The 14498-nt window shown below is 60.9% G+C and carries 13 protein-coding genes, 1 other RNA gene and 1 pseudogene; 11 read left to right on the top strand and 4 right to left on the bottom strand.

What is annotated here, in order from left to right:
- Nucleotides 1-130 precede the first annotated feature (130 nt).
- Together JWR98_RS16685 and JWR98_RS16690 are read left to right on the top strand one after the other, a co-directional pair.
- Nucleotides 131-775 (top strand): MBL fold metallo-hydrolase, encoded by a 645-nt coding sequence (locus tag JWR98_RS16685; RefSeq protein WP_078731610.1) that lies wholly within the window; start codon nucleotides 131-133, stop codon nucleotides 773-775.
- A gap of 211 nt (nucleotides 776-986) precedes the next feature.
- Complete coding sequence (locus tag JWR98_RS16690; protein ID WP_078731611.1) at nucleotides 987-1757, top strand: YiaD family glycine zipper/OmpA-like lipoprotein; 771 nt, start codon at nucleotides 987-989, stop codon at nucleotides 1755-1757.
- A 70-nt stretch (nucleotides 1758-1827) separates the two neighbouring features.
- Here the strand turns inward: JWR98_RS16690 and JWR98_RS16695 are convergent, their stop codons facing one another.
- From JWR98_RS16695 to JWR98_RS16710, 4 genes are all read right to left on the bottom strand, one after another.
- Entirely contained in the window at nucleotides 1828-2409 is a 582-nt protein-coding gene (locus tag JWR98_RS16695; protein WP_078731612.1) for a BON domain-containing protein, read from the bottom strand.
- The gene (locus tag JWR98_RS16700) at nucleotides 2406-2999 is read right to left on the bottom strand and encodes a phosphoheptose isomerase (RefSeq protein ID WP_003171862.1); all 594 of its coding nucleotides are present in this window, start codon (nucleotides 2997-2999) and stop codon (nucleotides 2406-2408) included. Before JWR98_RS16700 ends, JWR98_RS16695 begins: the two co-directional genes overlap by 4 nt.
- A 92-nt stretch (nucleotides 3000-3091) precedes the next feature.
- A complete protein-coding gene (locus JWR98_RS16705; protein WP_003171864.1) occupies nucleotides 3092-3463 on the bottom strand; it encodes a YraN family protein in 372 nt (123 codons plus the stop codon).
- Complete coding sequence (locus JWR98_RS16710) at nucleotides 3463-5274, bottom strand: penicillin-binding protein activator (protein WP_205490580.1); 1812 nt, start codon at nucleotides 5272-5274, stop codon at nucleotides 3463-3465. Before JWR98_RS16710 ends, JWR98_RS16705 begins: the two co-directional genes overlap by 1 nt.
- A gap of 176 nt (nucleotides 5275-5450) precedes the next feature.
- Between JWR98_RS16710 and rsmI the strand changes: the two genes are divergently transcribed.
- The 9 genes and pseudogenes from rsmI to mraY all read left to right on the top strand — a co-directional run bounded on the left by rsmI (nucleotide 5451) and on the right by mraY (nucleotide 14497).
- Nucleotides 5451-6356, top strand: coding sequence for a 16S rRNA (cytidine(1402)-2'-O)-methyltransferase (gene rsmI, locus JWR98_RS16715; RefSeq protein WP_179119880.1), 906 nt, complete (start codon nucleotides 5451-5453; stop codon nucleotides 6354-6356).
- A gap of 96 nt (nucleotides 6357-6452) precedes the next feature.
- An RNA gene (gene rnpB / locus JWR98_RS16720) (RNase P RNA component class A) lies at nucleotides 6453-6806 on the top strand.
- A 352-nt stretch (nucleotides 6807-7158) separates the two neighbouring features.
- Nucleotides 7159-7614: a division/cell wall cluster transcriptional repressor MraZ gene (gene mraZ, locus JWR98_RS16725; protein WP_003171868.1), complete on the top strand. Its 456-nt coding sequence runs from the start codon at nucleotides 7159-7161 to the stop codon at nucleotides 7612-7614.
- Nucleotides 7611-8557 (top strand): annotated as a pseudogene (gene rsmH, locus JWR98_RS16730) (16S rRNA (cytosine(1402)-N(4))-methyltransferase RsmH). Before mraZ ends, rsmH begins: the two are co-directional and overlap by 4 nt.
- Entirely contained in the window at nucleotides 8554-8847 is a 294-nt protein-coding gene (ftsL, locus tag JWR98_RS16735; protein WP_003171871.1) for a cell division protein FtsL, read from the top strand. Before rsmH ends, ftsL begins: the two are co-directional and overlap by 4 nt.
- Nucleotides 8847-10589, top strand: coding sequence for a peptidoglycan D,D-transpeptidase FtsI family protein (locus JWR98_RS16740; protein WP_179119883.1), 1743 nt, complete (start codon nucleotides 8847-8849; stop codon nucleotides 10587-10589). Before ftsL ends, JWR98_RS16740 begins: the two co-directional genes overlap by 1 nt.
- Nucleotides 10589-12052, top strand: coding sequence for a UDP-N-acetylmuramoyl-L-alanyl-D-glutamate--2,6-diaminopimelate ligase (gene murE / locus JWR98_RS16745; RefSeq protein ID WP_078731616.1), 1464 nt, complete (start codon nucleotides 10589-10591; stop codon nucleotides 12050-12052). The genes JWR98_RS16740 and murE overlap by 1 nt, the downstream gene beginning before the upstream one ends.
- Nucleotides 12045-13415, top strand: coding sequence for a UDP-N-acetylmuramoyl-tripeptide--D-alanyl-D-alanine ligase (locus JWR98_RS16750; RefSeq protein ID WP_205490582.1), 1371 nt, complete (start codon nucleotides 12045-12047; stop codon nucleotides 13413-13415). Before murE ends, JWR98_RS16750 begins: the two co-directional genes overlap by 8 nt.
- Entirely contained in the window at nucleotides 13415-14497 is a 1083-nt protein-coding gene (gene mraY, locus JWR98_RS16755; protein ID WP_003171875.1) for a phospho-N-acetylmuramoyl-pentapeptide-transferase, read from the top strand. The genes JWR98_RS16750 and mraY overlap by 1 nt, the downstream gene beginning before the upstream one ends.
- Nucleotide 14498 lies beyond the last annotated feature (1 nt).

Genomic DNA, 14498 nt, shown 5'->3' on the forward strand with positions numbered 1-14498 from the left:
GACGAGCCGGCTTTTGTGGTGAGCGAGCTTGCTCGCGCTGGACCGCGAAGCAGTTCGGTCTGCTTTATAGTGCAAGTATTCTGGCGATATTCGCCTGGGAAACCCAATCGACTTGCACAGAGGCCCATTTATGACGACCGCAAAGCCGGCCCTTATCCGCGAAACCTTTCCCGTCGGCCCTTTGCAGTGCAACTGCACCATCATCGGCGATCCCATCACCAAAAAAGCCATTGTTGTCGACCCAGGTGGTAACCATGAACTGATCCTGGCCCGTCTCGACGCCTTGGGCTTGAAGGTAGTCAGCATCATCCATACCCACGCCCATCTGGATCATTTCCTCGCTTCCGGTCAGTTGAAAGAAAAAACCGGCGCCGCCCTGCACCTGCACAAGGACGACCAATTTCTGTGGGACAACCTGGAAATGCAATGCCAGATGTTTCGCGTGCCTTATACGCCGGTACCGTCTCCGGACCGCTGGCTGGAAGATGACGAAGAGTTGGCCTGCGGCTGCGGTGTCGCGTTGCACACACCGGGTCACACACCCGGCTCGATGAGTTTCTGGTTTGCCGATGCCCAGCTGCTGATTGCCGGCGACACATTGTTCCGGCGTGGCGTAGGACGTACGGATCTGTGGGGCGGCGACCAGGCGACCATCGTGCGCTCGATCAAGCAGCGCCTCTACACACTGGACGAGGGCGCCACGGTGGTGACGGGGCATGGGCCCGATACGCGGCTGGGTGATGAAATGCGTGAGAACCCGTTTGTGCGGGCGTGAAGGGCGAGCAGGCAACCTGTTGTAGCAAAAACACAGGTCGCGTTCAGCGTGGGTCTGCTACGGTTTCTACAGCAACGGCAAGCCGGAATGTTTTGTTACAGCTCGGGACGCGCCAACGGAATCTTTGCCGTTTGTCGCGTTCCAAACTCGGCACAGGTCCATTGCCAATTGTCCTCTGCACCACAGAATGCAAAAGTAGGAGCTCACCTTAATGTTCACTCCGCGTCGTCTGCTTGTTGTCGCTACCGCCGTAGCCCTGTTGTCCGGCTGCGCTTCACCTAATCCTTATGACGGCAGCCAGGGACAGGCGAATAATGAATCCAGCGGCATGAGCAAAACCGCCAAGTACGGCGGCCTCGGTGCCCTGGCCGGTGCGTTGGCCGGTGCCGCCATCGACCATAACAACCGTGGCAAGGGCGCGTTGATCGGCGCAGTCGTCGCCGGTGCCGGCGCTGCCGGTTATGGCTACTACGCCGATCAGCAAGAGAAGAAACTGCGTGAAAGCATGGCCAATACCGGTGTGGAAGTGCAGCGCCAGGGTGACCAGATCAAGCTGATCATGCCGGGTAACATCACCTTCGCTACCAATTCGGACGCAATCTCCAGCAGCTTCTACCAGCCGCTGAACAATCTGGCCAACTCCCTCAAGCAGTTCAACCAGAATACGATCCAGATCGTTGGCTACACCGACAGCACCGGCAGTCGCCAATTGAACATGGACCTGTCCCAGCGTCGCGCCCAGAGCGTGGCCAACTACCTGACTTCCCAAGGCGTGAGCCCGACCAACCTGAGCGCCCGTGGTGCCGGCCCGGATAACCCGATTGCCAGCAATGCCGACGTCAACGGTCGTGCGCAGAACCGTCGCGTAGAGGTCAACCTCGGCCCGATCCCAGGCCAGCAGTACGGCCAGCCGTCGGGCCAGCAGCAGGCACCTCAGCAAAACAACCAGTTCCAGGGCAATCCATACCAGCAGTACCAATAAACCCTGGCCACTAAAAAGGGCGCCGTGCAGTCAATGCACGGCGCCCTTTTTTTTGTGGCTGTCGGTTACATCAATCGATGTATTCGAACACCTTCACGATCTTCTGCACGCCGGACACGCCCTGTACCAGGTTGGCGGCGCGAGTGGCTTCGGCCTGGGTCAGCAGGCCCATCAGGTAAACGATGCCGTTATCGGTCACGACCTTGATGCGCGAGCCGGGAATCGCATTGTCGGTCAGCATCTGCGCCTTGATCTTGGTCGTCAGCAAGGCATCGTTGCTGATGGCCAGCAGGGTGATCGGCTCCATGACCTGTAATTCGTTATGGACCTTCTTGACCCGCTGCACGGCCGAGGCGGCTTGTTCGGCCTGGGCCTTGAGGTCGGCGCGTGGTGTCTGGCCAGCCAGCAGCACCACACCGTTGAAGCTGGTCACGACGATGCGCGAAGCACCGTTGCCCAAATCCGTGGCGGCCTTGGCAACGTTGACTTCAACCTTGGTTTCGATCAACGAGTCGTCGATCTTGCTGCCGAAGGTACGGGTGCCCTTGTCGTCCTGAATAGGGGAGTCACGCGTCGCGGTGATTGCCGTGCTGCAGCCGCTGATGGCAAGGCACAGCGTAATGGCCATGAGACTGAGGCGGTTAACGGTCATTCTTCACTCCCGAACAGTTGGCTGTCGATCAGATCGCACAGGCAGTGGATCGTCAGCAGGTGGACTTCCTGAATACGTGCAGTGACATTGGCCGGGACGCGAATCTCCACATCTTCGGGCAGCAGCAGCGAGGCCATGCCGCCGCCGTCGCGTCCGGTCAATGCTACGACAATCATTTCGCGATCATGTGCGGCCTGGATCGCTTGAATAATGTTCGCCGAATTGCCGCTGGTGGAAATCGCCAGCAGCACATCGCCCGGTTGGCCCAAGGCGCGGATCTGTTTGGAGAAAATTTCGTTGTAGCTGTAGTCGTTGGCGATCGAGGTGATCGTCGACGAATCGGTGGTCAAGGCAATGGCCGGCAGGCTCGGGCGTTCACGCTCGAAGCGATTGAGCAGCTCGGAGGAAAAATGCTGGGCGTCGCCGGCCGAACCGCCGTTGCCGCAGGAAAGCATTTTGCCTTCGTTGAGCAAGGCGTTGACCATGACTTGGCTGGCTTGCTCGATGTGCGGTGCAAGTACGTCCATCGCCTGTTGCTTGGTGTCGATGCTGGCCTGGAATAGCTGGCGAATTCGGGATTGCATGTCCATCTGTGTGACCTTAAGTAGCGCGGCTATTTGGCACAGGAATGTGCAGCCCGCAAAGCAAAGAGCAAAAGTGTGTGGTGAAAATGTCCGGCGAATCAGCTGTCGAAGGCATCTTTGAGCCAAGTCAGATCAGCTGTGCCTGACGGGGTGCTGTCCATGGCAACCACATCGAAACGGCAGGGGGAATCGGCCCAGCGAGACTCTTTTTGCAGGAAAAACTGCGCGGCGAGTATCAGCTTCTGACGCTTGCGCCCGTCGATACTGGCGAGCGCGCCACCCCATTGTGCGTGTTTTCTGTAGCGGACTTCGACGAATACTACTGTATCGCCGTCAAGCATGACCAGATCAAGCTCGCCGCGTTTGCACAACCAGTTCTGCGCCAGGAGGCGCAGACCCTGTTGCTGCAAGTGTTGCAGCGCTTGTTGTTCGGCGTCCTTGCCGCTTTGCGCGCTGGACCGCTCGGGCATCAGCGCGGGGTGTCCGGCAGGCGCTGGATCTCGCCACCGACAAACTTCGCCCATGGCATCTGGCGGTCAACACGCTGGTTGGCGCTGATGCCCAGGTTGCCCGAGAGGCCATCAACGCGTGTGTCCGGCAGTGCCTTGAGCTGGCCCAGGCGTGGCGCCAGGCGGTAGGCATCGACGCCCATCGCGTACAGCCGGCCAAGGCTGCCATTGGCTTGAGGCCATTGTGCAGCGACCTGGTTGCGCAGCGGGTCGGTGGTATTGAGCAGCCAAGGGGTTTCGCAGAACATCACGTTGGTCATGTCCAGGTACTGGTTGCGATCACCGCTGGCACTGAAGACATGGGATGTCGCATACACCGGCACATCACCGGCGTACTGGAAGTTCAGGGTCGGCTTGATCTGCTGGGCCAGTTGCGGGGTGACGGCCAGGAAGATGAACTCGATGTCCTGGCGACGCGACGGTTGTGCCGCTACGTCGGTACCGACGGTGCTTTGCAGGCTTTTGGCGCGGCCTTCGCTCTTGCGCAGTTGGAACAGGTCTGCGATCTGCTGGGCCAGGGCCACCGGCTGGTCGACATACTCGACACCCATGACGGTGCCGCCATTGGCTTCCCAATCCTGGCGGAAAGCTTTGTAGACACGCTCACCCCATTCACCACGCGGCACCATGGCAGCGGCGCGGTGCAGGCCGTCGGCGCGGGCTCGGCGTGACACTTCACGGGCTTCGTCCTCGGCGGCCAGACCGAACTGGAACAATTGGGCCGGGCCTTGATCCGTTTCGCTGTAGTTCAGCGCCAGGGTCGTGATCGGCAATTGGGCGCGTGCGCTGAGTTGCTTGACCAGCGGTTTCTCCAGTGGGCCGACCACCAACTGCACGCCGGCGGCCTGGGCCTTGGCGTAGAATTCGTCGATGGAGGTCAGGCGCGAGCTGTCATAGAACTCGATGACCGGCGGCTTTTGCCCGGCTTGTTCGGCCTGGTAGTGGGCGGCCATGAAGCCTTCGCGCAGCGCCTTGCCGACGGAGGCGAGGGGGCCGTCCTGTGGCAGCAACAAGGCGATCTTGTTCAGCGGCTGGCTGGCCAGTTCCTTGAGCTTGGTCAGCGGAGTCGGCAGTTGCACCGCCGCAGGGTGCCCAGGGTTCTGCGCGCGCCAGGTGTCGATGGCCGCTTGTTGCTGCTCCAGCGTGCCGGCGCCCTTGACCGCCTGGGCCAGGGTGATCCAGCCGTCCAGCACAGGGTTGCCACTGGTCTGCAACTGTTCGGCAGGCAAGGCGGCAATCAAGGTCCAGATGGCTTCGTGATTGCTCTTGGCGGCATCACCTGTCAGCAATGGTGCCATGGCGACACGCTCGCGAGCCGCGGCCAGGATCTGGCCATCGGCTTCATAAGCGCGGGCGTGCACGGTGCCGGTCCGGATCTGCTGTTCTGCCGGCAGCTCCTTGAGGCTCTGCAGACTCGGGTGGTTCAAGGCGGTCAACGCCGCCTTCGGCTGGTTACGACCCATGGCCAATTCGGCGGCGAGCGTGCTGGCGAATATCTGCGCGGCAGGCTTGAGGGCATCCAGGGGCACTTGCGCAAGAATCTGCGACGAGCGGCCAGGGTTGTTCTGGCGGTAGGCCATGTCAGCCGCACTCAGGCGCAGCAATGCGGCCTTTTCTGGCGTCTTGGCGGTGGCGGCCTGTTCGAGCAGTTGCTCGATACTGGCATCCGGGGTCCGTGGAAGGTCGCCAAGGCTGGACGAGGGCGAGCTGGCGCAGGCGGCCAGCAAGGCAGCGAGGCAGAGGGCGGAGAGCAGCCGCAGGCAAGCGATCATGTAAGTGTTCCTGATACCGATCAAATTAGCGTGGAAGTGTACCCAAGCACTGGCCCAGGCGCGATGTTACTGGTGTGAAACCGTCGATTTAGGTCGTGCAAATGTTGCTATGGGTGATCAACGGCTGAAAGGGTATCGGCCGTGATGGCATATTTTAAACGCGTCTACGCGCTACAATGTGGCTTTTGCCAATCATCGAGGTGTGCGTTTTGACTGCTCCAGGTCCTTTGAATTCCACTGCAGGCTCGCTTTTTGTCGTGGCGACGCCCATTGGCAACCTGGACGACATCAGTGCCCGAGCGCTGAAAGTGCTGCGCGAGGTCAAATTGATCGCGGCGGAAGACACGCGACACTCCCAACGGTTGATGCAGCATTTTGGTATCAGCACCCCATTAGCGGCATGCCACGAGCATAACGAGCGCGAAGAGGGCAGTCGTTTTATCGTTCGGCTGCTGGCCGGCGACGATGTGGCGCTGATCTCCGACGCGGGGACGCCGCTGATTTCCGATCCCGGCTACCACCTGGTGCGCCAGGCGCGGGCGGCGGGTATCAATGTAGTGCCTGTTCCGGGTGCGTGCGCGCTGATCGCGGCATTGTCGGCGGCGGGGCTGCCCTCCGATCGTTTTATTTTCGAAGGTTTCCTGCCGGCCAAGGCGGTGGGACGGCGTGCCCGTCTGCAGGCGGTAAAGGAAGAGCCGCGCACGCTTATCTTCTATGAAGCCCCGCACCGTATCCTGGAATGCCTGCAGGACATGGAGCTGGTTTTCGGTGGCGAGCGCTTGGCGTTGCTGGCGCGTGAACTGACCAAGACTTTTGAAACGCTCAAAGGCTTGCCGCTTGAAGAGCTGCGTGCGTTTGTCGAGGGTGACAGCAATCAGCAGCGCGGTGAGTGCGTGGTATTGGTGGCGGGCTGGACCGCGCCAGAGGCTGAAGATGCCGTCGGCAGCGAGGCCATGCGCGTGCTGGACCTGCTGCTCAAGGAAATGCCGCTCAAACGCGCGGCCGCCCTGGCTGCGGAGATAACCGGCGTGCGCAAGAACGTGTTGTATCAGGTGGCGCTGGATAAGCAGAAAGCCGAATAGTTCCGGGTTTGAACCGGTATTTCGTCTGAACGTGATAGCAATGGCCCACTTTTAATACTTGTCCTGAGACCGCCGTGCCGTTAACCTGCGCGGCGGAGAGTCGATTGGACAGTCGCTGCCCTCTATGAAAATTAGGGGGGGGAGGAAAGTCCGGGCTCCATAGGGCGAAGTGCCAGGTAATGCCTGGGAGGCGTGAGCCTACGGAAAGTGCCACAGAAAATAACCGCCTAAGCGCTTCGGTGCCGGTAAGGGTGAAAAGGTGCGGTAAGAGCGCACCGCACGACTGGCAACAGTTCGTGGCTAGGTAAACCCCACTTGGAGCAAGACCAAATAGGGTCCCAAGGCGTGGCCCGCGCTGGGACCGGGTAGGTTGCTAAAGATGTCCAGTGATGGCCATCGTAGACGAATGACTGTTCAAGACAGAACCCGGCTTACAGATCGACTCTCCACCTTTTTCTTCTGTCAGGCCTCTGGCAGAAAACCGGTAGTAACGCAAGAATCCCTCCCTGCCAAATCAATGGCAGATGCGTCTTCGTAATACCAAAAAAATCTTACTCTTAATAAATCACTTTAACTTTAAGTCGCAGCTCTTTGAGCTGTCAGCGCTTGCTGAGTCAAAAACCTCGCCGAACTCCGGTTTCTCCTCCTTTTACGCTCCTAAATCTCCGTTCTGTAAGGCTTTTCCTTGAATCCGTGCCTTGACGGTGTGGTGGGCGCATTCCTATAGTGTGCGCAAGTGGCGGAAAGTGGCACAAAGTGGGTTTTTTTGACGTAAAACGCTAAAATTTGGAGAAACGCATCTGTGTTTCGCGGAGCTAACGCTATCAGTCTCGATGCAAAAGGCCGTCTCGCCATGCCGAGCCGGTATCGTGACGAGCTGATTTCGCGAAGTTCCGGACAGTTGATCATCACGATCGATGCCGTTGACCCTTGTTTATGTGTTTACCCCCTCGATGAGTGGGAGTTGATTGAAACCAAGTTGCGCGCCCTGCCTTCATTGCGTGAAGAAAACCGCCGCCTGCAGCGTTTGCTGATCGGTAATGCCGTCGACCTCGAACTCGATGGCAGCGGTCGTTTCCTGGTGCCGCCGCGTCTGCGCGAGTACGCCAAGCTGGATAAGCGCGCAATGCTGGTCGGCCAACTGAACAAGTTCCAATTGTGGGACGAAGATGCCTGGGATGCTGTTTCGGCAGCTGACCTGGCTGCTATTCAACAACCGGGCGCCATGCCTGATGAACTGCGTGATTTGATCCTGTGACTATTGATAGCGGCTTTAACCACATCACCGTACTGCTTGACGAAGCCGTTGAGGCTCTCGCCGTACGCGCGGATGGCTGCTATCTGGACGGTACCTTCGGCAGGGGTGGGCACAGCCGGTTGATACTCAGCCAGCTCGGGCCGGCGGCAAACTTCTCGGGTTTGACAAAGACCCTCAAGCGATTGCCACCGGGCAAGCGCTGGCGGCCGAAGACGGCCGCTTTGTCGTTGTGCAGCGCAGCTTTGCCGAGCTGGGCGCCGAAGTGGCCGAGCGCGGCATGGCAGGCAAGGTGGCCGGGGTTCTGCTCGACCTCGGCGTGTCGTCGCCACAGCTCGATGATCCGGAGCGCGGCTTCAGTTTCATGAACGACGGCCCCCTCGACATGCGCATGGACCCTACCCGTGGGGTCAGCGCCGCACAATTCATCGCCACCGCGCCGGTGGAAGAAATTGCCCGTGTGTTCAAAGAGTACGGTGAAGAGCGCTTTGCCGGGCGCATGGCCCGTGCCGTGGTCGAGCGCCGCGAGCTCCAGCCGTTCGAGCGCACCGCCGACCTGGCCGAAGTGCTCAAGGTTGCCAACCCCGCCTGGGAAAAGGGCAAGAACCCGGCGACCCGCGCGTTCCAGGGCCTGCGCATTCACGTCAACAACGAATTAGGTGATCTGGAAGCCGGCCTTGAGGCTGCGCTGGAGGCCTTGGAAGTGGGCGGTCGTCTGGTGGTGATCAGCTTCCATTCCCTGGAAGACCGGATCGTCAAGCTGTTCATGCGTCGCCTGGTCAAGGGCGAATCCGACAACCTGCCCCGCAACCTGCCGGTACGTTTCGAAGCCTTTGTGCCAAAAATCAAGATCCATGGCAAAGCGCAGTTCGCCTCTGAAGCTGAACTCAAGGCCAACCCACGCTCGCGCAGTGCCGTCATGCGTGTCGCGGAGAAGTTGCGGTGAGCAAGCTGTTCGCCAAGCCCCTCCCGGGCGGCAGCTTCTTCATGTTGCTGCTGTTTATCGGCGTGCTGGTGTCCGCGATCGCGGTGTCCTACAGCGCCCACTGGAATCGCCAGTTGCTTAACACCCTGTACGGGGAGTTGAGCGTGCGTGACAAGGCGCAGGCCGAGTGGGGTCGCTTGATTCTGGAACAAAGCACCTGGACGGCCCATAGCCGTATCGAAGTGCTGGCCACCGAGCAGCTGAAAATGCACATTCCGGGCGCGGCCGAAGTTCGGATGGTGGCGCCATGATGAAACTCGAAGGGGCACTCTACCCTTGGCGCTTCCGCTTGATGCTCGGCTTGCTGGCCTTGATGGTGGGCGCGATCGTCTGGCGCATCTTCGACCTGCAGGTGGTCGACCGTGACTTCCTGATCGGTCAAGGCGATGCGCGCAGCCTGCGTCATATCCAGATTCCTGCGCATCGCGGCCTGATTACCGATCGTAATGGCGAGCCTCTGGCCGTCAGCACACCGGTCACTACCCTGTGGGCAAACGCCAAGGAATTGCAGGTGGCCAAGGATCGCTGGCCGGCGCTCGCCGCAGCCCTGGGGCAAGACCCTAAAGCCTTGGCCGAACGTCTTGAAGCCCAGGCCAATAAAGAATTCATTTACCTGGTTCGTGGCCTCACCCCCGAACAAGGCCAGCAGGTGCTCGACCTTAAAGTCCCCGGTGTCTATGGCATCGAGGAATTTCGTCGTTTCTACCCGGCCGGCGAGACCACGGCGCATATGGTGGGCTTTACCGACATCGACGATCACGGTCGCGAAGGTGTGGAGCTGGCCTACGATGAATGGCTGGCCGGCGTTCCCGGCAAACGACAAGTCATCAAGGATCGGCGCGGCAGACTGATCAAGGATGTCCAGGTCACCAAAAACGCCAAGGCCGGCAAGCCCTTGGCGTTGTCGATTGACCTGCGCCTGCAGTACCTGGCCAACCGCGAGCTGCGCAACGCGATCATCGAGAACGGCGCCAAGGCCGGCAGCCTGGTGATCATGGACGTCAAGACCGGCGAGATTCTCGCCATGGTCAACCAGCCGACCTATAACCCGAACAACCGTCGCAACCTGCAACCGGCGATGATGCGCAACCGCGCCATGATCGACGTGTTCGAGCCGGGTTCGACCATGAAAGCCATCTCCATGAGTGCCGCTCTCGAAACCGGACGCTGGAAACCCAGCGACAAGGTCGAGGTGTATCCAGGCACCTTACAGTTGGGCAAATACACCATTCGAGACGTGTCGCGCACCGAAGGTCCGGTACTGGATCTGACAGGTATCCTGATCAACTCCAGTAACGTGGGCATGAGCAAGGTCGCCTTCGATATCGGCGGCGAGACCATCTACCACCTGGCGCAGAAAATCGGCCTGGGCCAACCCACCGGCCTGGATTTCCCAGGTGAGCGCGTCGGCAACCTGCCGAACTACCGCGACTGGAAAAAAGCCGAGACCGCCACGCTTTCCTACGGTTACGGCCTGTCGGTGACCGCGATCCAACTGGCGCACGCCTTCTCGGTATTGGCCAACAATGGCCGCATGGTGCCGTTGAGCCTGATCCACGTCGACGAAGCGCCGAAAGCCACCCAGGTGATTCCGGAAAACGTCGCCAAGACCATGCAAGGCATGCTGCAACAAGTGATCGAAGCACCGCGCGGTGTGTTCCGCGCCCAGGTGCCGGCGTATCACGTGGCAGGCAAGTCCGGTACCGCGCGTAAAACCTCGGTGGGCACCAAGGGTTATGCCGAAAACTCATACCGTTCGCTGTTCGCCGGCTTCGGCCCGATGAGCGACCCGCGCTATGCCATCGTCGTGGTGATCGACGAACCGAGCAAGGCCGGTTACTTCGGCGGCCTGGTATCGGCGCCGGTGTTCAGCAAAGTGATGTCCGGCACCCTGCGCCTGATGAACATCACGCCGGACAACCTGCCGCCGACCCAACAAGCGAACGCCGGGCCACCGGCCGCTGTTGTCAAAGCCAATGGAGGGCGCGGCTGATGTCTCTTAGCCTGAACAAGATTTTTGCCCATGCCGGCCGCGATCTGCTGATTCGCGAGCTGACCCTGGACAGCCGTAATGTGCGCGCCGGTGACCTGTTCCTGGCCGTGCCGGGCGGTAAGTTCGATGGCCGTGCGCACATCGCCGATGCCTTGCAGCGTGGCGCGGCGGCCGTGGCTTATGAAGTGGACGGCGCCACCGTGCTGCCGATCACCGACGTGCCGCTGATTCCGGTCAAGGGGCTGGCCAAGCAACTGTCCGATATCGCCGGGCGCTTCTATGGCGAACCGAGCCGCCACCTCAACCTGGTGGGCGTGACGGGCACCAACGGCAAGACCAGCGTGACCCAATTGGTCGCCCAGGCCCTCGATCTGCTGGGCCAGCATTGCGGCATCGTCGGCACCCTGGGCACCGGTTTCTACGGCGCGCTGCAAAGCGGCCTGCACACCACGCCGAACCCGATTGCCGTGCAAGCGACCCTGGCTGACCTGAAGAAGGCCGGTGCCAAGGCGGTTGCCATGGAAGTGTCGTCCCACGGTCTGGACCAGGGCCGCGTCACCGCACTGGCATTTGACGTGGCAGTGATGACCAACCTGTCCCGCGATCACCTGGATTACCACGGCACCATGGAGGCGTATGCCGCCGCCAAGGCCAAGCTTTTTGCCTGGAATGACCTCAAGTGCCGGGTGGTGAACCTGGACGATGAGTTCGGTCGCCACCTGGCCGCCCAAGACAGCGAGTCGCGCCTGATCAGCTACAGCCTGCAGGATTCCAGCGCGTACCTGTATTGCCGCGAAGCCCAGTTCAACGACGAAGGCGTGCGCGCCACCCTGGTGACGCCACAAGGCGAGCACCACCTGCGCAGCACCTTGCTCGGTCGTTTCAACCTGAGCAACGTGCTCGCCGCCATCGGCGCCTTGCTTGGCCTGGACTACGCCCTCGACGAAATTCTCAAGGTATTGCCCAAGCTCGAAGGCCCGGCCGGCCGCATGCAACGCCTGGGCGGCGGTGAGCAGCCGCTGGTGGTGGTCGATTATGCCCACACCCCGGATGCCCTGGAAAAAGTCCTCGAAGCCCTGCGCCCTCACGCCAAAGGCAAGCTGCTGTGCCTGTTCGGTTGCGGCGGTGATCGCGATCGCGGCAAGCGCCCGTTGATGGCCGAGATCGTCGAGCGCCTGGCCGATGGCGTGCTGGTCACCGATGACAACCCGCGTACTGAAGACCCGGGCCAGATTTTCGACGATATCCGCGCAGGCTTCAAAGACGCGTCCAAGGCCGCCTTTGTTGCCGGTCGCGGTGCCGCCATTGCCCAATTGATCGCCAGCGCCAGTGCTGACGACGTGGTGGTGTTGGCCGGTAAAGGTCACGAGGACTACCAGGAAATCAACGGCGAGCGTCACGCCTTTTCCGATCTGGTCGAGGCCGATCATGCCCTGACCGCCTGGGAGGTTGCCCATGCTTAAGGCCATGACGTTCAGCGAACTGTCCCAGGCCCTGTCGGCCCGCGTCCTGTCGAGCGATTGCCGCTTCGACGGCGTGAGTATCGACAGCCGCGCGATCAAGCCGGGGCAATTGTTTGTCGCCTTGACCGGGCCGCGCTTCGACGGCCACGACTACCTTAATGATGTCGCCGCCAAAGGCGCCGTCGGCGCATTGGTGCAGTGTGAAGTACCTGAGTCGACCTTGCCGCAGTTGCTGGTCGCCGATACCCGCCTGGCCCTGGGCCAACTGGGTGCGCTGAACCGCGCCGCGTTCGATAAGCCGGTTGCAGCCGTCACCGGCTCCAGCGGCAAGACCACAGTCAAGGAACTGCTCGCCGGTGTACTGCGTACCCGTGGTCCGGTGCTGGCGACCCGTGGCAACCTGAACAACGATTTCGGCGCGCCGCTGACCCTGCTCGAACTGGCCCCGGAACACACGGCGGCCGTGATCGAGCTGGGGGCGTCGCGTATCGGTGAAATCGCCTATACCGTGGCGTTGACCAAGCCTCACGTGGCGATTATCAACAACGCCGGTACCGCCCACGTGGGTGAGTTCGGCGGCCCGGAAAAGATCGTCGAAGCCAAGGGCGAAATCCTTGAAGGCCTCGATGCTTCGGGTACTGCGGTATTGAATCTCGACGACAAGGCCTTCGAGACCTGGCGTGCCCGCGCCGCCGGTCGCAAGATCCTGACGTTTGCCGTGCTGAACGCTGCCGCCGATTTCCATGCATCCGACATCACTGTCGATGCCCGTGGCTGTCCGTCGTTCACCCTGCACACCCCGCAGGGTAGCGAGCCGGTGCAACTGAACCTGCTCGGCAACCATAACGTTGCCAACGCCCTGGCCGCCGCCGCCGCCGCCCACGCCCTGGGCGTGTCGCTGTTCGGTATCGCCACTGGCCTGGGGGCGGTGCAGCCGGTCAAGGGCCGCACCGTCGCGCAGTTGGCGACCAACGGCATGCGCGTGATCGATGACACCTACAACGCCAACCCGTCCTCTATCAATGCCGCCGTCGATCTGCTTAAAGGCTTCGACGGCCGCAAGGTGCTGGTCCTGGGCGATATCGGCGAGTTGGGCGAATGGGCGGAGCAAGGCCACCGCGAAGTCGGCGCGTATGCCGCCGGTAAAGTCGACGCGCTCTACGCCGTCGGCCCGAACATGGCCTACGCCGTGAATGCCTTTGGCCCCGGTGCGCAGCACTTCGCCACCCAGGCCGAGCTGATCCAGGCGCTGACGGCGGCCGAACACGATAAACACACAACCATTTTGATCAAGGGATCGCGCAGCGCGGTGATGGAAAACGTCGTCGTAGCCTTGTGTGGCTCAAGTACGGAGAAACATTAATGCTGCTGCTGCTGGCTGAGTATCTGCAACAGTTCCACAAAGGCTTTGCGGTCTTTCAGTACCTGACCCTGCGCGGGATCCTGGGTGTACTGACCGCGCTGTCGCTGTCGCTGTTTTTAGGGCCGTGGATGATCCGCACCCTGCAGAACCTGCAAATTGGTCAATCGGTTCGTAATGACGGCCCGCAGTCGCACCTGTCCAAGTCCGGTACCCCGACCATGGGCGGCGCGCTGATCCTGTCGTCCATCGGCATCAGCACCTTGCTGTGGGCCGATCTGCATAACCGTTACGTGTGGGTGGTCCTGCTGGTGACGCTGTTGTTCGGCGCCATCGGTTGGGTCGATGACTACCGCAAGGTGATCGAGAAGAACTCCAAGGGGTTGCCGAGTCGCTGGAAGTATTTCTGGCAGTCCGTGTTCGGCCTTGCCGCCGCGATTTTCCTCTACACCACGGCGCCAAGCGCGGTGGAAACCACCTTGATCATCCCGATGCTCAAGGACGCCAGTATTCCACTGGGTATTGGCTTCGTGGTGCTGACCTATTTCGTGATCGTCGGCTCCAGCAACGCGGTGAACCTGACCGACGGCCTCGACGGCCTGGCGATCATGCCGACGGTGATGGTGGGCGGTGCGCTCGGTATCTTCTGCTACCTGTCGGGTAACGTGAAATTCGCCGAATACCTGCTGATTCCTTACGTGCCGGGCGCGGGCGAGCTGATCGTGTTCTGCGGCGCGCTGATCGGTGCCGGCCTGGGATTCCTGTGGTTCAACACCTACCCGGCACAAGTCTTCATGGGTGACGTCGGCGCGCTGGCGCTGGGCGCGGCCCTGGGCACCATCGCGGTGATCGTTCGTCAGGAAATCGTGTTGTTCATCATGGGCGGTGTGTTCGTGATGGAAACCCTGTCGGTGGTCATCCAGGTGGCGTCCTTCAAGTTGACCGGGCGCCGCGTGTTCCGCATGGCGCCGATCCACCACCACTTTGAACTCAAGGGCTGGCCCGAGCCACGCGTGATTGTCCGTTTCTGGATCATCACCGTGATTCTGGTCCTGGTCGGCCTTGCCACCCTGAAACTGAGGTAGA

Origin of the sequence: Pseudomonas lactucae (assembly GCF_016937615.1) — a bacterium.
Taxonomy (GTDB): domain Bacteria; phylum Pseudomonadota; class Gammaproteobacteria; order Pseudomonadales; family Pseudomonadaceae; genus Aquipseudomonas; species Aquipseudomonas lactucae.